This is a genomic window from Streptomyces sp. NPDC050508, assembly GCF_040655155.1.
GTDB lineage: Bacteria > Actinomycetota > Actinomycetes > Streptomycetales > Streptomycetaceae > Streptomyces.
Genome location: NZ_JBFAJJ010000001.1, coordinates 45,671 through 64,978 on the forward strand (window position 1 = coordinate 45,671; position 19,308 = coordinate 64,978).

At 70.5% G+C, this 19,308-nt stretch carries 19 protein-coding genes; 10 read left to right on the top strand and 9 right to left on the bottom strand.

From position 1 onward, the window contains the following. Positions 1 to 228 precede the first annotated feature (228 nt). The 3 genes from ureG (at position 229) to AB0I69_RS00250 (ending at position 3,406) form a co-directional block, all read left to right on the top strand. Positions 229 to 906, top strand: coding sequence for an urease accessory protein UreG (gene ureG / locus AB0I69_RS00240; protein WP_363093181.1), 678 nt, complete (start codon positions 229 to 231; stop codon positions 904 to 906). Continuing rightward, on the top strand, positions 894 to 1,661 hold the full coding sequence (locus AB0I69_RS00245) for an urease accessory protein UreD (RefSeq protein ID WP_363093182.1): 768 nt from the start codon (positions 894 to 896) through the stop codon (positions 1,659 to 1,661). The genes ureG and AB0I69_RS00245 overlap by 13 nt, the downstream gene beginning before the upstream one ends. A gap of 164 nt (positions 1,662 to 1,825) precedes the next feature. Continuing rightward, positions 1,826 to 3,406, top strand: coding sequence for an alpha/beta hydrolase (locus AB0I69_RS00250; protein ID WP_363094137.1), 1,581 nt, complete (start codon positions 1,826 to 1,828; stop codon positions 3,404 to 3,406). 87 nt (positions 3,407 to 3,493) lie between these two features. Here the strand turns inward: AB0I69_RS00250 and AB0I69_RS00255 are convergent, their stop codons facing one another. The 4 genes from AB0I69_RS00255 to AB0I69_RS00270 all read right to left on the bottom strand — a co-directional run bounded on the left by AB0I69_RS00255 (position 3,494) and on the right by AB0I69_RS00270 (position 8,940). Then, positions 3,494 to 4,213 carry a lysophospholipid acyltransferase family protein gene (locus AB0I69_RS00255; protein ID WP_363093183.1) on the bottom strand — a complete coding sequence of 240 codons (720 nt, stop codon included), beginning with the start codon at positions 4,211 to 4,213 and terminating at the stop codon, positions 3,494 to 3,496. A gap of 202 nt (positions 4,214 to 4,415) precedes the next feature. After that, positions 4,416 to 6,293 (bottom strand): alkaline phosphatase family protein, encoded by a 1,878-nt coding sequence (locus tag AB0I69_RS00260; protein WP_363093184.1) that lies wholly within the window; start codon positions 6,291 to 6,293, stop codon positions 4,416 to 4,418. Between the two features lie 173 nt (positions 6,294 to 6,466). Then, positions 6,467 to 7,684 carry an iron uptake transporter deferrochelatase/peroxidase subunit gene (gene efeB, locus AB0I69_RS00265; RefSeq protein WP_363093185.1) on the bottom strand — a complete coding sequence of 406 codons (1,218 nt, stop codon included), beginning with the start codon at positions 7,682 to 7,684 and terminating at the stop codon, positions 6,467 to 6,469. After that, positions 7,681 to 8,940 carry an EfeM/EfeO family lipoprotein gene (locus AB0I69_RS00270; protein WP_363093186.1) on the bottom strand — a complete coding sequence of 420 codons (1,260 nt, stop codon included), beginning with the start codon at positions 8,938 to 8,940 and terminating at the stop codon, positions 7,681 to 7,683. The genes efeB and AB0I69_RS00270 overlap by 4 nt, the downstream gene beginning before the upstream one ends. 274 nt (positions 8,941 to 9,214) lie before the next feature. On the opposite strand from AB0I69_RS00270, the gene AB0I69_RS00275 reads away from it, so the two are divergent. From AB0I69_RS00275 to AB0I69_RS00285, 3 genes are all read left to right on the top strand, one after another. After that, complete coding sequence (locus AB0I69_RS00275) at positions 9,215 to 9,448, top strand: hypothetical protein (protein WP_363093187.1); 234 nt, start codon at positions 9,215 to 9,217, stop codon at positions 9,446 to 9,448. Between the two features lie 72 nt (positions 9,449 to 9,520). Continuing rightward, the gene (locus AB0I69_RS00280) at positions 9,521 to 9,958 is read left to right on the top strand and encodes a HEAT repeat domain-containing protein (RefSeq protein WP_363093188.1); all 438 of its coding nucleotides are present in this window, start codon (positions 9,521 to 9,523) and stop codon (positions 9,956 to 9,958) included. 88 nt (positions 9,959 to 10,046) lie between these two features. Further along, positions 10,047 to 10,274 carry a hypothetical protein gene (locus AB0I69_RS00285; protein ID WP_363093189.1) on the top strand — a complete coding sequence of 76 codons (228 nt, stop codon included), beginning with the start codon at positions 10,047 to 10,049 and terminating at the stop codon, positions 10,272 to 10,274. Between the two features lie 94 nt (positions 10,275 to 10,368). On the opposite strand, the gene rocD is transcribed toward AB0I69_RS00285, so the two are convergent. From rocD to AB0I69_RS00300, 3 genes are all read right to left on the bottom strand, one after another. After that, a complete protein-coding gene (gene rocD, locus AB0I69_RS00290; RefSeq protein WP_363093190.1) occupies positions 10,369 to 11,595 on the bottom strand; it encodes an ornithine--oxo-acid transaminase in 1,227 nt (408 codons plus the stop codon). Next, positions 11,592 to 12,404, bottom strand: coding sequence for a dimethylargininase (gene ddaH / locus AB0I69_RS00295; RefSeq protein WP_363093191.1), 813 nt, complete (start codon positions 12,402 to 12,404; stop codon positions 11,592 to 11,594). The genes rocD and ddaH overlap by 4 nt, the downstream gene beginning before the upstream one ends. A gap of 123 nt (positions 12,405 to 12,527) precedes the next feature. Continuing rightward, positions 12,528 to 13,043: an Lrp/AsnC family transcriptional regulator gene (locus AB0I69_RS00300; RefSeq protein ID WP_363093192.1), complete on the bottom strand. Its 516-nt coding sequence runs from the start codon at positions 13,041 to 13,043 to the stop codon at positions 12,528 to 12,530. Positions 13,044 to 13,120: 77 nt separating this feature from the next. Here AB0I69_RS00300 and AB0I69_RS00305 point away from each other — a divergent pair, with 77 nt between their 5' ends. From AB0I69_RS00305 to AB0I69_RS00320, 4 genes are read left to right on the top strand one after another with little or no spacing between them, the layout of a single operon-like run. Next, the gene (locus AB0I69_RS00305) at positions 13,121 to 13,870 is read left to right on the top strand and encodes a DNA-binding response regulator (RefSeq protein WP_363093193.1); all 750 of its coding nucleotides are present in this window, start codon (positions 13,121 to 13,123) and stop codon (positions 13,868 to 13,870) included. Between the two features lie 2 nt (positions 13,871 to 13,872). Beyond that, positions 13,873 to 14,232, top strand: coding sequence for a hypothetical protein (locus tag AB0I69_RS00310; RefSeq protein ID WP_363093194.1), 360 nt, complete (start codon positions 13,873 to 13,875; stop codon positions 14,230 to 14,232). A gap of 4 nt (positions 14,233 to 14,236) precedes the next feature. Then, positions 14,237 to 15,949 (top strand): cation acetate symporter, encoded by a 1,713-nt coding sequence (locus AB0I69_RS00315; protein WP_363093195.1) that lies wholly within the window; start codon positions 14,237 to 14,239, stop codon positions 15,947 to 15,949. A gap of 28 nt (positions 15,950 to 15,977) precedes the next feature. Continuing rightward, positions 15,978 to 17,183, top strand: coding sequence for a histidine kinase (locus AB0I69_RS00320; protein ID WP_363093196.1), 1,206 nt, complete (start codon positions 15,978 to 15,980; stop codon positions 17,181 to 17,183). Positions 17,184 to 17,189: 6 nt separating this feature from the next. On the opposite strand, the gene AB0I69_RS00325 is transcribed toward AB0I69_RS00320, so the two are convergent. Both AB0I69_RS00325 and AB0I69_RS00330 read right to left on the bottom strand, forming a co-directional pair. After that, the gene (locus AB0I69_RS00325; protein ID WP_019070924.1) at positions 17,190 to 17,348 is read right to left on the bottom strand and encodes a hypothetical protein; all 159 of its coding nucleotides are present in this window, start codon (positions 17,346 to 17,348) and stop codon (positions 17,190 to 17,192) included. A gap of 13 nt (positions 17,349 to 17,361) precedes the next feature. Next, on the bottom strand, positions 17,362 to 19,293 hold the full coding sequence (locus tag AB0I69_RS00330; protein ID WP_363093197.1) for a septum formation family protein: 1,932 nt from the start codon (positions 19,291 to 19,293) through the stop codon (positions 17,362 to 17,364). Positions 19,294 to 19,308 lie beyond the last annotated feature (15 nt).

Here is a 19,308-nt window from a genome sequence, read left to right on the forward strand (position 1 = left end):
GTTTTCTCGCCCCCGCCGCCCCTACCCATTCCCTCACCAGGGGCTCTGCCCCTTCGGCCCCGCCAAGGGGCTCTGCCCCCTGGACCCCCGATCGGCCTGGACGGCCTCGTCCTCAAACGCCGGACGGGCTGATGGGTGCCGGCCCCGGCTGACAAGAACCCGGAGCCGCAAGGTGTCGTAACCCCCAAAACCAAAATAGGCGCCGTAGAAATCAGAAGGAGCCGCCCCATGCATCTCGACCACACCCACGACGGCCCCGCCGCCGTAAGCGCCGACGCGCGGCGTTCCGACGGTACCCGTCGTGCCCTTCGTATCGGGCTCGGTGGGCCCGTCGGTTCCGGGAAGACCGCCACCGTCGCCGCGCTCTGCCGGGCCTTGCGCGATGAGCTGTCCCTGGCTGTCGTCACCAACGACATCTACACCCGCGAGGACGCCGAATTCCTGCTCAGGGAGGCCGTGTTGCCGCCTGAGCGGATCACCGCGGTGGAGACCGGGGCCTGTCCGCACACGGCGATCCGGGACGACATCTCCGCCAACCTCGAAGCGGTGGAGGACCTGGAGGACGAGGTCGGGCCGTTGGATCTGATCCTCGTCGAGTCCGGTGGGGACAATCTCACCGCGACCTTCTCCAAGGGCCTCGTCGACGCGCAGGTCTTCGTCATCGACGTCGCCGGCGGGGACGACATCCCGCGCAAGGGCGGGCCCGGTGTCACCACCGCCGATCTGCTGGTCGTCAACAAGACCGACCTCGCGCCGTACGTCGGCTCCGATCTGGGGCGTATGGCCGCCGACGCCAAGGCCCAGCGGGCCGAACTGCCCGTCGTCTTCCAGTCGTTGCGGACCGAGGCGGGCGTAGCCGATGTCGCCGCCTGGGTGCGCGCGCAACTCGCCGCGTGGACGGCGTGATCGCGACCGGGGTACGGGCCACCGCGCGGATCGTGGCCCGGGAGGACGGGCGCGGCGGTACCGCGCTGCCCGTGCTGGAGGGTGACGGGCCACTCGCGCTGAGGCGGACGCGGGCGAGTGGGTCCGAGGCTCGGGTCATGCTTGTCGGAGCCATGAGCGGGCCGCTCGGCGGGGATCACTTCGCCGTCGAGGCGGGTGTTGAGGGTGGGGCTCGGTTGCGGGTCGGGTCCGCTGCCGCGACCATCGCGCTGCCTGGGCAGGCGAAAGGCGAGTCACGCTACGACGTGCGTCTCGACGTTGCCGAGGACGGCGAACTGCACTGGCTGCCCGAGCAGTTGATCTCCGTGCGCGGCAGTGATCTGTATGTCACCACCCGCGTCGACCTCGCCGCCTCCGCCCGGCTCGTGCTGCGCGAGGAGCAGGTGCTCGGGCGGGCCGGTGAGGAACCCGGACGGCTCACCAGCCGTCTCACCCTGCGGATCGCCGGACGGACCGTCCTGGACCAGGAGTTGGCCTGTGGCCCCGGAGCGCCGGGGGGTTGGGACGGGCCCGCCGTGCTCGGGGGACATCGTGCTGTGGGACAACTCCTTGTCGTACAGCCGGAGTTCGAGCGGGAGCCGGTCGTGGCGCGGACGCTGGGGGAGCATGCGGCTCTGGTGCCGCTCGCCGGGCCCGCCGTGTTGGTGACGGCTGTCGCGGCGGACGGGCTGCGACTGCGTCGGGTGCTGGACGAGGCGTTGGCGTCGCTCGGCTGAGTATCCGCTGAGCGGTACGCCTGTTTCCGCTTATCGGATTGGTAAAGAAGGTCAACCGCCTCTGTCCTCAGGTGGCTCACAGCCGCGAGGATCCTCCGAGACCATTTCGCAACGATGTACGGGGAGGGGCCCACTTGAGGCACAACAGACCGAAGAGCCGGGTGATGGCGTTCGGTTCGGCCGGATTCGCGGCGGCGGCACTGATAGCCGGCGCCGTGGTGGCACCCGCGGCCAACGCGCAGACCAGTCGGACGGCAGGGCACGGGCAGGACCGTGCGGCGGCCCAGGGCGCCGCGCTCACCGCCGCCCGCGCCGCCAAGGCCGGGATCGACTGGCAGGACTGCCCCACCGCCTGGGGCTTCGCCAAGCCGGTGCAGTGCGGCTGGGTCACCGTACCGATCGACTACACCAAGCCGAACGGCAAGAAGATCAAGCTCGCCGTCGACCGTGCGGTCAGCACCGGCACCGCGGCGGAGCGCCAGGGCGCGCTCGTCTACAACCCCGGCGGTCCAGGTGCCTCCGGGATGCGCTTCCCGCTCCGGGTCACCACCAAGAACCCGCTGTGGGTCAACACGTCCAAGGCGTACGACTTCGTGGGCTTCGACCCGCGCGGTGTCGGCCACTCGGCGCCCATCTCCTGCATCGACCCGCAGGAGTTCGTGAAGGCGCCCAAGGCGGACCCGGTGCCGGACACCACGGCCGACAAGGACGCGCAGCGCAAGCTGGCCCGTGAGTACGCGGACGGCTGTGCCGAGCGCACCGGCCGCACCATGCTCGCGCAGATGACCACGCCGAACACCGTGCGCGACCTGGACGTCATCCGCGCCGCCCTCGGCGAGAAGAAGCTCAACTTCCTGGGCGTCTCCTACGGCACCTACATCGGCGCCGTCTACGGCACCCTGTACCCGAGCCACGTGCGTCGCATGATCGTCGACAGTGTCGTCAACCCGGCGCGCGACAACATCTGGTATGAGGCCAACCTGGGCCAGGACGTCGCCTTCGAGGGCCGCTGGAAGGACTGGGAGGACTGGATCGCCAAGAACGACGCGGCCTTCCACCTCGGCACCACCCGCGCCGCCGTCCAGGCCAAGTGGCTCGAACTGCGCGCCACCGCCAAGAAGACCCCCCTCGGCGGGGTCGTCGGTCCGGCCGAGCTGCTCGGCTTCTTCCAGGGCGCCCCGTACTACGACTCCTCGTGGATACCGGTCGCCACCGCGTTCAGCAAGTACTTCGCCGGTGACCCCCAGCCGCTGATCGACGCGGCCTCGCCCGACCTGTCGAACACCGCGGGCAACATCTCCTCGGAGAACGGCAACGCCGTCTACACGGCCGTCGAGTGCACCGACGCCAAGTGGCCCACCAGCTGGGCGAAGTGGGACAAGGACAACACGGAGCTCAACAAGCAGTACCCGTTCCTGACCTGGTCCAACGCCTGGATGAACCTGCCGTGCGCCACCTGGCCCGTCAAGCAGCAGTCCCCGGTCGAGGTCAAGACCGGCAAGGGCCTGCCGCCGGTCCTCATCGTGCAGTCCCAGCGTGACGCCGCCACGCCGTACGAAGGCGCCGTCGTCCTGCACCAGCGCTTCAAGGGTTCACGCCTGATCACCGAGAAGGACGCGGGCTCCCACGGTGTGACCGGCCTGGTCAACCCGTGCATCAACTCCCGTGTGGACACCTACCTGTTGACCGGCAAGCTCGACGCCGCCGACTTCACGTGCACCCCGCACGCGACGCCGGTGCCGTAAGCAGCAAGTCGTAGGCAGCAGTCGTACGTGACGAGGGGCGGCCGGTTCTGAACCGGCCGCCCCTCACTCGCGTCAGCTCGAACGCGCTCAACTCAGCGGCAGCCGCGGGAACTTGCGCTCCTTCGCCGCAGCCGCCTCCGCCGCCTTGGCGACGGCCGCGTACTGGTCGACGTACTCCTGCTCGGAGAGCATCAGGATCGCGTACATGATCTCGTCGGTGATGGCGCGCAGGACCGCCTTCTCGTTCTCCATGCCTTCGTAGCGGGAGAAGTCGAGGGGTTTGCCGAAGCGGATCGTCACGGGGTGGATGTTGGGGATGACCTTGCCGGGCGGCTGGGCCTCGAAGGTGCCGATCATCGCGCAGGGGATGACGGGGACCTGAGCCCTCAGGGCCATGACCGCGACGCCGACCTTGCCCTTGTAGAGGCGGCCGTCGTGGGAGCGGGTGCCCTCGGGGTAGATGCCGAGGAGCTCGTCCTTGCTGAGGACGCCGAGGCCCTCGCGGATCGCGGCCTGACCCGCCTCCTTGCCGGAGCGGTCGACCGGGATCTGGCCCGCGCTGCGGAAGAAGGTCGCGGTGAGGCGGCCCCTGATGCCGGGGCCGGTGAAGTACTCGGCCTTGGCGAGGAAGGTGATGCGGCGCTTGAGGACCGCAGGCATCAGGAAGTGGTCGGCGAAGGAGAGATGGTTGCCGGCGATGATCGCCGGGCCGGTCTCCGGTATGTGGTCGAGGCCCTCGATCCGAGGCCGGAAGACCAGTCGGAGCAAGGGCCCCAAAATGACATATTTTAGGAGGTAGTAGAACAAGGGGGGTCGCTCCTCACTCCGGCGGGTCGGCTCGACCGACCTGTTCTCGCAGGTCACCCGGTACCTCGTGGGCTGCCAGTGTAGGGGCAGGCGTCGCCACGTGGAACCGGGCGATCGGGCCGCGGCCGACACGACGGAGGGCGGCGAGGAGATCGTCCTCGCCGCCCTCCGCACGGGGCAACCGGCCCCGGTTCACCCGGACTTACCGGGACGCGGTGTGCGTCCTGCGGCGGTACACGGCGAACGCCGTGGTGGCTCCCACCGCGGTGAGCAGACCGGCGCCGACCGCGACCGGCAGGGCCGTGGAGGAGCTGCTGCTGTCCGCGACGTTCTGGGCCTTCAGGTCCTGGACGTAGGCCGGGTACGGGGCCGTGGTGGCCGTGGACGACGTCTGGCTGTAGTGCGGGATCCGCTTCACCGACTTCACGGAGCCGTTCGCGTTCAGCAGCACCTGCTTGTTGTTCGGGTGCTTGAAGTCGAACATGCCGCCCAGGCTGCCCGCCCGCGTGTCGAAGGACGCGTCACCGATGCGGCCGGTGTGCCAGTTGTCCTCGATGAACTGGGTGATCGACGCCTGCTCGGTGGCGGTGTGGTCGATCTTGTTGACCTTGCTGTACGGCGAGATGACCAGCAGCGGCTGCCGGGTACCGGGACCGCAGCGGTCCGCGTAGCCGCCCTTCGCGGCCGGTCCGGACTGGCAGGCCGGGCTGTCCGTGGCCTTGCCGTTGGAGCCGACGGTGGAGTCCGTGGAGCCGTTCAGCACCTTCGAGGTGACGTGGTCGTACCAGCCGTCGGAGTCGTCGTAGGCGATCACGACCGCCGTCGACTTCCACTCCGGGGACTGCTGGATCGCGTTGATCTCCTTGATCAGGAAGTTCTGCTCGTCGGCCGGGTCGGAGTAACCGGCGTGCCCGTCCTGGTACTCGGCCGCCTTCAGGAAGCTCACCGCCGGAAGGCTGTCGGCCTTCAGCGCGGCGTCGAAGTCGGTCAGGTCGTAGTTGTGGTTCGCCCGTCCGTTGTGCCCGATCTCGGCGACGGACTTCGGCGCCAGGTGGTGCGGGTTGGACGTCGACTGGTAGTACTCGAACGGCGAGTGGTGCGGGCTGTAGTCCTCGGACGCGGCGCCGCCGACGTTGGCGTGGGTGGTGCCGCCGCACTTCGCGTAGTCGCCGCTCTTGCCGTCCCACGCGGTGCTGGGCCGGAACCCGCCCTGGAACCAACCCCAGCTCACGTTCTTGGAGTTGAGCAGGTCACCGATGTTCTTGCCCTGCATCGCCGCGAGCGCGCTGGTGGAGGTGTGGTCCTTGTCCGAGCAGTCGTCGAAGGCCGGGTCGGGGTCGTTGATGACCGTGCCGACGCCCTTGGCGTTCGGGGAGACCACGGCGTACGAGTCCGGGGTCGACGTCTGCTTCGGGTTCTCGGTGCCGGAGGCCGGGTCGACGGATATCACGCCGTGCGTCTGACCGGAGATCAGGTTCAGGGCGCCGGGCGTCGAGGGGCCGTAGACCGAGCTGAAGGAGTGGTCGTTCAGGGCGTACTGCTGGGCGTAGTTCCACATGCCCGTGACGGTGTTGCCGTCGTAGTAGTCCATCACCAGGCCGGGCTCACCGAAGAGGCCGCTGCACTTGTTGACCTCGGTGTTCTCGACGTACTTGTCGGCCTTGCCGCCGTCGGCCGCGTACTGCTCGGGGCCGTAGGAGTGGTTCTGGTCGCAGGTCATCACCTGCGAACTGCTCAGCCGGGTGGGCGTGTAGAGGTTCGGGTTCGTCTTCAGCAGCCCGGCGTTGAGCAGGTTGTCGGCCTTCGGCGTGTGGGCCGCGGCCTTGAACTTCGTGCCGTCGGTGTTGGCGGCCTTCGGGTAGGTGGCGAAGTAGTGGTCGAACGAGATGTTCTCGTCGTAGAGCACCACCACGTGCTTGATCGGCGTCGACGTGTGCGTGCTGCCGGAGGGCTGGTGACCGCCGGAGTTCGCCGACGCGGGGACGACCCCGCCCGCGGTGGCCAGCGCCGCGGCGCCGAGCAGGGCGCCCACGCGGGTCAACCCGCGCCGTGCGCCGGGGATTCTTCCTGTGCCGATCATGCTGTCTCGCCTTCCGGAAGCACTGGTTCTGCTGCCACGCCATCCGTGGCCATGACACCTACGGCCGTAGCCTGGGCAATGGTGACGGCGGGGCGGGGGAGGGGCAATGACGTGAGAGCGAACGCCCGGTCAGGAAATTCTCATGGTCTGTTGGCCTGTTCTTGACCCGAGTCTCAGGTCAGCAGGGTGCGCCCCAGCCAGTCGCTCGTGTCGCGGGCGCCGGGCAGGGCGAAGAAGTAGCCGCCACCGTACGGCGAGACGTAGTCGACCAGCGGTTCTCCGGCCAGGCGCTTCTGCACGGTCTCGAACTGGCGGGCCAGGTCCTGCTGGTAGCAGCAGAACAGCAGGCCCATGTCGAGGTTGCCGTTGCTGTCCATGCCCCGGTCGTAGTTGTAGCCGCGGCGCAGGATGCGTTGGTCGGCGCTCAGTGTGGTGCGCGGGTTGGCGAGCCGGATGTGGCTGTCGAGCGGGATCACGTCGCCCTGCGGGTCCTGCGCGTAGTCGGGCGTGTCCTTCTCGTGCCGCCCGTCCAGCGGGGCGCCGGTGTCCCGGGCACGGCCGAACATCCGCTCCTGCTCGGTGAGGGAGACACGGTCCCAGAACTCCACCAACATCCGTATCAGGCGTACGACTTGATAGCTGCCGCCGGTCGTCCACTCCGGTTCGCCGCTGCCCCTGCCGACCCAGACGAGGTCGTTCATCGCACGGGCGTCGGTCACCTCCGGGTTGGCGATGCCGTCCTTGAAGCCGAGGTGGTTGCGCGGGGTGCCCGAGGGCCGCGGCGGGCTGATGAAACCGTCCGTCCGCCAGCGAACCTGCATGCCGCCGCGAGTGTGCCGGGTGACATCGCGCAGGGCGTGCAGCACGGTGTCGGAGGTGTCGGCGCAGAACTGCACGCTCAGATCACCGTGGCACCAGGCGGAGTTGAGGTCGTCGTCGGGGAAGGCGGGCATCGCGGTCAGCCGGCGGGGCACGCGCTTCGCGAGCCCGTAGCGGTCGTCGAAGAGGGAGGCGCCGACGCCGACCGTGACGCTCAGCCGGTCGGCCGGGAGGTCGGGGCCCAGGGTGCCGGAGTCGGCGGGCGGGGCGGTGATGCCCAGGTCCGCCGGGCTGCCGCCGGAGGTCAGGAAGCGCGCCCGGTCGGTCAACGTCCGCAGCAGGTCGGTGAGTTCGGCTCGGTTCTCGGCGGTCGCGTCGAAGGAGACGAACGCCGTGGCGCGCTGTGCCGGGGTGATGATCCCCGCCTGGTGGAGCCCGTGGAAGGGCACGCGCGCGACCGTCTCCGCCGCGGCCGACGCCGTGCCCCGGTCGGCGGCCACCAGACCGGCACCGGCCACGGCCGCCGCGCTCGCCAGGAAGCCCCGGCGGCCCACCTCGTGTCCGTGCTTCACGCGGTCCTCCGTACGTCCGTGAGGGCGGCCACATCGGCCAGCCGCTCGACCAGTCCACCCAGGTCGGAATCGACCTTCTCCCTTTGCGGACGGGTGAGTTGAGCCAAGGACGTCCACTTGCCGGAGTGGTCGAAGCCGTCCAGGGTGTGCTGGGCCCGGTCCATCCAGTCGCCGAGTTCACCGAAGCCCGCGTCCCGCGTCTTCAGCAGCGGGCCCAGATAACCGAGCAGCACGCGGGTGCCGTCCAGGTTGGCGCGGGCGGTGGCCAGGTTGGTGCCGCTGCCGTAGTCGGTGCGGCCGGTCAGCTCGAACTGCACGGTGTTCTCCAGGATCTCGTGCGCACGCAGACCGGTGTCGGCCGGATCCATCCGCTGGGTGGGCCAGCTGCCTTCCAACGCGTGGACGTCCTTGGCGAGTTGGTCGGCCGGTCCGCGCAGCCCGCTCGCCGACTCGCCGTGCCACAGCCCGTACTCGACCCGGTGGAACCCGGTGAACCCGGCGTCGTGCACCCCGCCGGACAGCCCGGCCGTGGTGCCGTTGATCGCCCCGTCGGAATCGCCGAACGTGCCGTAGGCGGCGCCCATCTGCTCGTACACGAGATGCGCGGGCAGCCACGCGGCGCGGGCGGCGGTGAGGTCACCTCGATCAACGGCAGCACGCAACACGTCGGTCTTCCGGGCGAGTTCGACGGTCCGGGCCCGGATCCACTTCTGGTAGGCGAGCGTCGGCGGGATCAGCTCCTGCTGGGTGATCGGCACGGCGGCCGGGCCGCTCCTCACCTTCGAGCCGGTGATCCGCACGGTGGGCCCGGTCACGGCGTCGGCGTCGTCGGGCAGGCATGTGAAGGCGTACGAGCCGTTGCCCAGGGTGACCCCGAGCGACCGGACCGTCCCCGGGGCCAGCCCCTCGACCTCGCCGTAGACGGCGCCGGTCTTCGCATCGGTGAGATACACCTCGGCCGCCGTGCTGGACGTGTTGTGCAGCTCGAAGACCTGGTGACCCGCCTGCGGGTGCGTCCAGCCCCTTCCGCAGCCGGAGCTCGCGACCTCGACCGTGGTGTGCGGGAGCCCGCCGGCGGCAGCAGCGGCCTTTCCGCCCGAGCCGCGGGCAGCGAGCACTCCAGCGACCACTGCCGCCACGACGACCAGGGCGCCGGCCGCGAGCAGCACGGTGCGGCGGCGGGCGACACGGACCGACGAGGCCGGTATCTGACCGGGCTCGGCTTCGGCTTCGGCGCCGCGCGCGGCTTCGGGCACGCCGGGCCTCCAGGGGGAGTCGTACGAAAGGTGGCGGTGCCAGCGATCTTATGAGGGCGCGACGGTCCCGACCGTGTCCTTTGACCGTGTTCTGACCGGAGGGCGGGCGAGAATTCGCCCGGGGTTCACCGGACGGCCCGTGACCGCGACGGTGCGGTGTGCGGGGGTGCACGGTGGGCTACAGCTGGGCTGGGGGTGCCCCTGTGCGTCTGGCCAAGGTCGAAGACCAGTAGGTTCGTGTGGTCGAGGGCGGGGCCGAGCCGGAGGGGTGCCCATGAGCGATGGTCAGGTCACGATCAAGCTCACGAGTGACGAGGCACTGGTGCTGTCACACTGGCTGGAGAAGCTTCAGATGACCGACCTCAGGCGCGTTGTCGACGATCCGGCGGTCTGGGCGCCGATCCATCGAATCGCCGGAACGCTGGACAAGGCACTTCCTGAACTGTTCGCCGCCGACTATGACCAGCGACTTGAGGCCGCTCGACAGCGACTTCGACCGGAGGACTGACGTCGAGTGTGGGCGGTGGCATCGGCCCCGGCGGGGAGCATGAGACCGTCTGGTCGTGTCGGAGATTCGGAGATGACGAGTGGGCTGGAGGCGGCCTTGGCCGGGGCCTCGTCCTCGTCATGGTCGCAACGTGTCCGTGCCGGGCGTGACCTCGCTTCCTTCGCTGACGTTCCTGAGGCTGCGGAAGCGTTGGTGAGGTTGCTGCTGGACGTCGAGGACTCGGCGGTGACCCGGCGGACGGCGGAGGCGCTGGCGCGGGTGGGGACGGCGGCGGTGACCCGGCTCATCGCTCTCGCGGGTGCCGAGGCCGACGACAGCCAGGCCGACTGGATACAGACCGGGGTGCACGACGCGCTTGCGGGAGCGGACGTGGGCCGGTCGGCGCAGGGGACTGACACGACCCGGCAGCCGACCGGAGTCGATCAGGAGCAGCCGCTTCCGGCGTCGGCCCGAACGGGTGGTGCAGCCGGTGTCCGGGAACAACCCGGCCCCGTTCGGCGCTGCTCCTGATACCTCGCCGGGTACTCAGGGAAGGGTCGTGGAGGAGATGAATCGGTCAGGGCAGGAGCCGCAACCGCCGTCAGGTGAAGCACCGTTGGTGACCACCTGCGGCCGACAGGTCGCCGTGAAGCGGCTGCTGCTGGCGATCCCGGAGCGGCCGATCACCCGGGTCACCCTGGACGTCGGCCCCGTCGTGCACGGCGAACCCGGACTCTGGGCCTCGCTCACCGTGGCCGAGGCCCGCGACCTGGCCCGTCGCCTCCTCGCCCAGGCCGCCCTGGCCGACACCGGCACCCCGGCGGAACAGAGCGCGGCGGGCAAGTAGCCGCCGCCGACTGGGGAGTTACGTGCATCCCTGTGGGTGTGGCTGCACCGGCCCCGTTCGCCGGTCCAGCCACACCCCCTGCACTCCCTACACCTCACGCCTCTTGCGTCAGCACCCTCTCCAACGCGCCCACGGCCGACCGGAGTTCATCCGCCGTGATCGTCAGTGGCGGGGCCAGTCGGATCGTGGAGCCGTGTGTGTCCTTGGCCAACACGCCCTCCCGCATGAGGCGTTCGCTGATCTCGCGCCCCGTGCCGATCGCCGGGTCGACGTCGACGCCCGCCCACAGGCCGCGCGCGCGGAAACCGACCACGCCCTTGCCGACCAGCTCGGTCAGTCCGTCCCGCAGGATCACGCCCAACTCTGTTGCCCTGCGCTGGAATTCGCCGGTCTCCAGCAGTTCGACGACCGCTGTGCCGACCGCGGCGGCCAGTGGATTCCCGCCGAACGTCGACCCGTGCTCGCCCGGATGCAGCACCCCGAGCACCTCCCGGCGCGCGACCACCGCCGACACCGGCACGATCCCACCGCCCAGTGCCTTGCCGAGCAGCAGCACGTCCGGGACGACAGCCTCGTGCTCGACGGCGAGCGTGCGGCCCGTGCGGCCGAGGCCCGACTGGATCTCGTCCGCGATGAACAAGCAGCCCTTGCGGGTGGTGAGTTCGCGCACACCGGCCAGATAGCCGGCGTCCGGGATGATCACCCCGGCCTCGCCCTGGATGGGCTCGATCAGCACCGCCGCCGTGGTCTCGTCGACCGCCGCCTCCAGTGCGGCGAGGTCGTTGTACGGCACGATCCGGAAGCCCGGCGTGAAGGGACCGAAGCCCGCCCGCGCCGTCTCGTCCGTGGAGAAGCTGACGATCGTCGTCGTACGGCCGTGGAAGTTCTCCGCCGCGACGACAATGGTGGCCTGGTCGGCGGGGACGCCCTTCACGTCGTAGGCCCATTTGCGGGCCACCTTGATGCCGCTCTCGACCGCCTCCGCGCCGGTGTTCATCGGCAGCACCATGTCGAGCCCGGTCAACTCCGCGAGCCGCTCGGCGAATTCGGCGAGCTTGTCGTTGTGGAAGGCGCGGGAGGTGAGCGTCAGCTGGTCGAGCTGGCGGTGCGCGGCCTCGATCAACACCGGGTGCCGGTGGCCGAAGTTGAGGGCGGAGTAGCCCGCGAGCATGTCGAGGTAGCGGCGGCCCTCGACGTCCTCCACCCAGGTGCCCTCGGCGCGGGCGACGACCACGGGCAGCGGGTGGTAGTTGTGCGCGAGGACCGGCTCCTCCGCACGGATCAGGTCGGCGGACGTACGGGCACTGGCGGGTGCGGTCATGAGCGGATCTCCTGGGTACAGCACTTGATGCCGCCGCCGGCTTTGTGGAACTCCGACAGGTCGACGGGGACGGGGACGTAACCGTGGTCGGCGAGGCGCGAGGCGAGGTTCTCGGCCCGGGGCGCGATGAAGACGTGACGGCCGTCGGACACCGAGTTCAGGCCGAACGTCATCGCGTCCTCGCGGGTCGCGAGCACCGCGTCCGGGTACAGCCGCGCGAGCACCTCGCGGCTGCCCGGCGAGAACGCCTCGGGGTAGTAGGCGATGTTGTCGTCGTCGAGCACGAACAGCGCCGTGTCGAGGTGGTAGAAGTACGGGTCGACCAGCGTCAGGCTGATCACCGGGACGCCGAAGAACTCCTGCACCTCGCGATGCGCCTCGCGGGTCGTACGGAAACCGGTGCCGGCCAGCACATAGCGGCCGGTCGGGATCAGGTCGCCCTCGCCCTCACTGACCGACTCGGGGCGGTAGACGTCGTAGCCCGCCGCCTTGAACCACGTGTCGTAGTGCACGGACTCGGGGCGCCGCTCGGGCGCGTGGAAGAGGGAGCCGAAGACGCGGCCGGCGACGACGACCGCCGAGTTCGCGGCGAAGACCATGTCCGGGAGGCCGGGGGCCGGGGGCACGGTGTCCACGGTGTGGCCGTGGGAGCGGTAGGCGCCGATCAGCGTCTGCCACTGCTCCTGGGCGAGATCGACGTCCACCTGGGCGTCGGGATGCATCCAGGGGTTGATCGCGTACTGCACGGCGAAGTGTCTGGGTTCGCAGACGAGAAAGCGCCGCCGGCGCCGCACACGGGTGTCGGGCACAGAGGGGTCCCTCCGCTTCCTGTGATGACGACTGGGGTTGACACCACGGTAGGAAACGACCCATACGCCCGACAAGCGATGAGCGCTGCGTGTCTACGCAGGAATGCTGCGTCTTTCCTGCCCTCAACGCACGTCTGATGCGTCTCCCGGTGCCGGATGGGGTGCCGGATGGGTGGCGCCCGCTTCCGGGCTTTCCGGGAGGAGGTGGGACAGTACCATCACACTGATCGTCTTCCGGATGAACGGCTCCTGCCGGATGCGCTCCAGCACCTCCTCGAAGTGGTCCACATCGGTCGCCCGTACGTGCAGCAGCGCGTCCGCACCACCGGTCACCGTCATCGCGGCGGTGATCTCCGGATGGTTGCGCACGACCTCCGCGAGCCGCCTGGGGGGCGCGGCGCCCTCGCAGTACACCTCCACGTACGCCTCCGTGCGCCAGCCGAGCGCGGACGGCTGCACCGTCGCCGTGAACCCGGTGATCACACCCGTCTCACGCAGCCGGTCCACACGCCGCTTCACCGCCGTCGCGGACAGCCCGACCGCCGTGCCGATCTCGGCGAAACTGGTCCTCGCGTTCGCCATCAACGCGGTGATGATCTTCCGGTCGAGTTCGTCGAACGGGGTGGTCCTGCTGTTCATGCCCGCACTGTATCCAGCGCGAACGTCCACGCCCGGTACATGTCCAGCCGTACGAATTACTCCTACACTCCACGTTCATGCTGCGCGCCCTCGCCGTCGACGACGAACGCCCCTCGCTGGAGGAGTTGCTCTACCTGCTCAACGCCGATCCACGCATCGGCAGCGCGGAGGGCGCGGGCGACGCGACCGAGGCGCTGCGCCGCATCAACCGCGCCCTGGAGTCGGGGCCCGACGGACCGGAAGCCATCGACGTCGTGTTCCTCGACATCCAGATGCCCGGCCTCGACGGACTCGACATGGCGCGGCTGTTGACGGGATTCGCGCAGCCGCCGCTCGTCGTGTTCGTCACCGCGCACGAGGACTTCGCCGTACAGGCCTTCGATCTCAAGGCAGTTGACTACGTGCTGAAACCCGTCCGCAAGGAACGGCTCGCCGAAGCCGTGCGCCGGGCCGCCGAACTCGGCGGCGCCGCACCGCGGATACCCGTGCACGAACCCGACCCCGACCACATAGCCGTCGAACTCGGCGGTGTCACCCGCTTCGTGGCCGTCGACGACATCACCCACGTCGAGGCACAGGGCGACTACGCCCGCCTGCACACCGACAGGGGCAGCCACCTCGTACGCATCCCGGTGTCCACCCTGGAGGACCGCTGGCGCTCCCGCGGCTTCGTCCGCATCCACCGCCGCCACCTCGTCGCCCTGCGCCACATAGGCGAACTCCGCCTGGACGCGGGCACGGTGAGCGTCCTGGTCGGCGGCGAGGAACTCCAGGTCAGCCGCCGCCACACCCGCGAACTGCGGGACCTGCTGATGCGGAGGTCCTGACGGTGCCTCAGGAACCCACCGAACGCAGGGTCGTTGTCACCGCCCCGCCCCGTCGTACCCGACGCGCCTCCGGCTACTCCCGCCCCCGCACCGAGATCGACGAACAGACCACCCTCGGCCACACCTACGTCCGCTCCCTCATGCGCACCCAACTCCGCGCCGCCCTCACGGTGTTCGCGGTCCTAGTGCTGCTCGTCGGCCCGCTGCCCCTGGTCTTCGCGGCCACCCCGGGCTCCCGCCGCCTCGAATGGCTGATCCTCGGCTTCTGCCTCTACGCCCCGCTCGTCCTCCTCGCCCTCTGGTACGTCCGCCGCGCCGAACGCAACGAACGCGACTTCGTGCGCCTCGTCGAGGACCGCTGAGCCGGTGAACTCCAGTTACGCGGTACCGGCGGTAGCCCTCGTCGTCGTGGTCACGGTCCTCGTCGGCGCCTTCGGCCTGCGCATCTCCCGCACCACCTCCGACTTCTACGTCGCCTCCCGCACCGTCGGCCCCCGCCTCAACGCGGCGGCCATCAGCGGCGAATACCTCTCCGCCGCCTCGTTCCTCGGTATCGCGGGACTGGTCCTCGTCCAGGGCCCCGACATGCTCTGGTACCCGGTCGGCTACACGGCCGGATACCTGGTCCTGCTCCTCTTCGTCGCCGCCCCGCTGCGCCGCTCCGGCGCCTACACCCTCCCCGACTTCGCCGAGGCCCGCCTCGCCTCGCACGCCGTACGACGCCTCGCGGGGGCCTTCGTCGTCGGGGTCGGCTGGCTGTACCTGCTGCCCCAACTCCAGGGCGCGGGGCTCACGTTGACCGTCCTCACCGGCGCGCCGGACTCGCTCGGCGGGCTGATCGTCGCCGTCGTCGTGGTCGCGACCGTCGCCGCGGGCGGCATGCGCAGCATCACCTTCGTGCAGGCCTTCCAGTACTGGCTGAAGCTCACCGCGCTGCTCGTCCCCGCCCTCTTCCTGGTCCTCGCCTGGCAGAGCGACGGAGCACCCCGGCACGCCTTCGAGGAACCGGCCACCTTCCGCGAACAGCGCGTCGTCCGCGTCGACGACACCCTCGACCTGAAACTCGACCACCCCCTGACCGTCACGGTGAACGGCACGGTCGACGGCCACCACTACAGCGCGGAGAAGCTCCAACTCCCCACCGGCACCCACCACATCGAGCGCGGCACCCGCCTCACCTTCGCCAAGGGCACCCCCGTCCCCGTCGCCGACCGCGGCACCAACGGCGGCATGTCGACCTCCCTCGCCGCCAGCCGCGAGGAACGTCCGCTGTACGCGACGTACGGCCTCATCCTCGCCACCTTCCTCGGCACCATGGGCCTGCCGCACGTCGTCGTCCGCTTCTACACCAGCCCGCACGGCGTCGCCGCCCGCCGCACCACGGTCGCCGTCCTCGGCCTGATCGGCGCCTTCTACCTCCTGCCGCCCGTCTACGGCGCCCTCGGCCGCATCTACACCCCCGAACTCACCATCACCGGCGACGCCGACGCCGCCGTACTCCTGCTGCCCGACCGCATGATCGGCGGCGCCGGCGGCGATCTGCTCGGCGCGCTGGTGGCGGGCGGCGCCTTCGCCGCGTTCCTGTCCACCGCGTCGGGACTGACCATGGCCGTGGCAGGGGTCCTCACCCAGGACGTCCTTCCGTCGCGCGGAGTACGGCACTTCAGACTCGGCACGGTTCTCGCCATGGCCGTACCGCTGGTGGCGAGCGTCCTCGTCGGCGGGCTGCCCGTCGCCGACGCGGTGGGACTCGCGTTCGCCGTATCGGCGTCCTCCTTCTGCCCGTTGCTGGTCCTCGGCATCTGGTGGACCCGGCTCACCCCGCCCGGCGCGGCGGCCGGGATGCTGGTGGGCGGCGGGTCGGCGTTCGTCGCCGTGGCCGCGACCATGGCGGGCTTCCCGGGCACGGGCCCGCTGCACGCCCTGCTCGCCTGGCCCGCGCTCTGGTCGGTACCGCTCGGCTTCCTCACCATGGTGCTGGTGTCCCTGGCGACGCCGGGCCGGGTGCCGACGGGAACGGCGGCGATCCTGGCGCGGTTCCATCTGCCGGAGGAACTGCGGGCGGAGGTGAAGGCGTGAGAACCCTTCAAAGGGCGGTGGTGGGCGCATGAGCGGATTCCTGGCCGGCCTCTGCGTCGCCGTACTCCCGCTGCTCGCCGCCGGTTTCTGGCTCGGGCGGCGCACCGCACGGACCGCGAGCCTCGGCGGGCTCGGCACCCCCGTCGAGCACGCCACCTTCCAGACCCTGCACACCGCCTCCCTCGCCGCGCCCCCGCTGCGCGCCGGCCTCACCGAGGAGACGGCCCGCCGCTCCGCCCGGAGACTGCGCACCCTGCTCGGCACCGACGCGCTGTGCCTGACCGACCAGAAGCAGGTCCTCGCCTGGGACGGTGTCGGAGACCATCACCGGACCGAGATCATGGAACGGCTCGCGGGACCCCTGGAGACCGGCCGCGGTGAGGCGTTCCGGCTCAACTGCGACGCCCCTGACTGCCCGTTGCGCTGGGCGGTGGTCGCTCCGCTCACCGTCGACGACCGGGTCCATGGCGCGCTGGTCGCCTGTGCACCGCGCGAGTCGGCCGTCCTGGTCCGGGCTGCAGGGGAGGTGGCCCGCTGGGTCTCCGTACAACTTGAGTTGGCGGATCTGGACCAGTCCCGCACCCGCCTGATCGAGGCCGAGATCAAGGCACTTCGGGCCCAGATCTCCCCGCACTTCATCTTCAACTCGCTCGCGGTGATCGCGTCCTTCGTCCGCACGGACCCCGAACGAGCCCGCGAACTGCTCCTGGAATTCGCCGACTTCACCCGCTACTCGTTCCGCAGGCACGGCGACTTCACCACCCTCGCCGACGAACTCCACGCCATCGACCACTACTTGGCGCTGGTCCGGGCCCGCTTCGGCGAACGCCTCTCGGTCACCCTGCAGATCGCCCCCGAGGTACTGCCGGTCGCGCTCCCGTTCCTCTGTCTGCAACCACTCGTCGAGAACGCCGTCAAGCACGGCCTGGAGGGCAAGGCCGACAAGAGCCGTATCAGCATCACCGCGCAGGACGCGGGCGCCGAGGCACTCGTCGTCATCGAGGACGACGGCGCCGGCATGGACCCCGACCTGCTGCGCCGCATCCTGGCGGGCGAGGTCAGCCCCTCGGGCGGCATCGGCCTGTCCAACGTCGACGACCGGCTCCGCCAGGTCTACGGCGACGACTACGGCCTCGTCATCGAGACCGCCGTAGGAGCGGGCATGAAGATCACCGCCCGGCTGCCGAAGTACCAGCCGGGCGTGCACTCGGCGAGCCGACGGAGTGAGGAGTAGCCGGCGTCAGGTGCTGCGCGTCGCCACCATCCCGAGAGTGATCAGCCCCAGCACGACCCAGCCGAACCACAGCCAGCCGTTACTGCCGAGCGCCACCGTGTAGGCCGTCACCACCACGAGTCCGCCGACGGTGATCACCCCCATGGTCTTCGTGGAACCGGGCATCGCAACACCCTCCTCATGGTTCGTTCCCCTCCATGGTGCCCCCGTTCTGCTTCCGCACGGCGCACACGACGAAATGAGTGCCCGACTTCCACGGGCCCTTGCTGGTCCAGGAGGCGGACTCGTAGACCGACGGATCGAAGCCGTAGTCGGCCGGAGGCACGTCCCGGGCACACGCCGCGTCCGACTCCGTACGGGCCTGGGCCAGCGTGACGCCCGCGCCCAACCGGGTGAACCCGACGACTTCCTGGTCATGCTTGCCGGTGCAGGAGACCAGGCTCGCGGCCCGGTCCGAGGGCACGTCCAGACAGTCCCGCTTCTGCATGGTCGACGTGTCCGCGAACGCCGACCCGAGAGCGCGATGGCTGCCGAGCGGCCCGTAGACCGGCCCGTGCGCGCCCAGCACCAGGCACGCGGTGCGGTGTCCGGCGGTCCCGAAACCCGCGTCGGTCGGTACGACGGCGAAGCCCCGCACGTCCGCGAGCTTCTCCCGGATCTCCTGCGTCCGCTGCGCACACCGGTCCGCCCCGACCTTGCGTGCCTCGCCCGCGGACGCCGTGGAGACGAACGCCATCACCTGACCATCGGGCACCGTGCTCCGGCAGGCGGGGTCGACGGCGAGCCGCGGTGTCCCCTGGAACCGGTTCCCGCCGGGCCAGTCGGCGGTGACACAGTCGCCGTCCTTGAGCGGCGCGGAGAGCCCGACGGCCGTGCCGTACGGCCGGCTGTCCTTGCCGGTACTCGTGCTCGTGTCCGTGTTCTTGCCGGGCGGCTGGTGGGCCATCGCGTACCAGACGCCGCCCAGGGCGAGGGCCAGCCCGAGCAGACCCGCGAGGACGGCCTGGCGGAGACGGGGGCGCGGGCGGCGGCGCCGGCCGGTGGGGGAGGACGGGGGTGGTGGGGCGTAGGGCCCGTATCCGTCGGAACCCGAGGCCGGGGTCGAGGGGGCCGGCCCGAATCCGTACGGCCCCGCGGTCGACGTCGGTGACGACGGCGACGGCATCGGCCCCGCCTGGCCCTCCCACGGCGACTGCGAGCCCAGGTCCGTCTGGGTCCGGGCATACGCCTCGGCCTCCGTCTGCGGCGTCACGATCCGCGACAGCGCCGCCTCGGCCTCCGCCGCCGGAATCCGCCGTAGCGGATCCTTCTCCAGCATCGTGTCGAGCACCGGCCCCAGCGCGCCCGCACGGACCGGTGGCAGCGGGTCCTCCATGACCACCGCGGTGACCTCCGCGAGCGGCGACTCGCGCGTGAAGGGCCCGTGGCCCTCGACGGCGTGGTAGAGCGTGCAGCCCAGCGAGAACAGGTCGGCGGCGGCCGTCGGCGGCCCGCCCGTGGCCCGCTCCGGCGCCAGGTAACCGGCCGTGCCGACGAGCACGGACGTCAGCGTGTACCGCGTCTCCCCGGCGTCCGGCTGCACCGAGATGCCGTAGTCGGTGAGCAGGACGCGGGCGTACGGCGAACCGGTGCGGTCCGGCGCGAGCAGGATGTTCGCCGGCTTCACGTCCCGGTGCATGACGCCCCGTTCGTGCCCGGCGGTCAGCGCGTCGAGCACGGCGAGCCCGATGCGGGCGCACTCCGCGGGGGCCAGCGGGCCGCCCCGGCCGACCAGGTCACGCAGGTCGACGGCGTCCGCCACGTACTCCATGACGATCCACGGCAGCCCCTCGTGCTCCAGCACGTCGTGCACGGTCACCACATGCGGATGCCCGCGCAGCCCCGCCGCGTTCCGCGCCTCGGCCCGGGCCCGCGCGACCCGGGCCTCCCGCTCGGCGTCCGCGGAGGCCGGGTTGCTGAACACGATCTCCTTGAGCGCGACCTCACAGGCCAGTCGCTGGTCATGTGCGAGCCACACATGTCCCATACCGCCACTGCCCAGCCGGTTCAGGAGCAGATAGCGGCCGGCGATGACCCGGCCCACGCCCGACGTCGGTGATCCCTGTGGCATCCGGAGTCCCCCTCC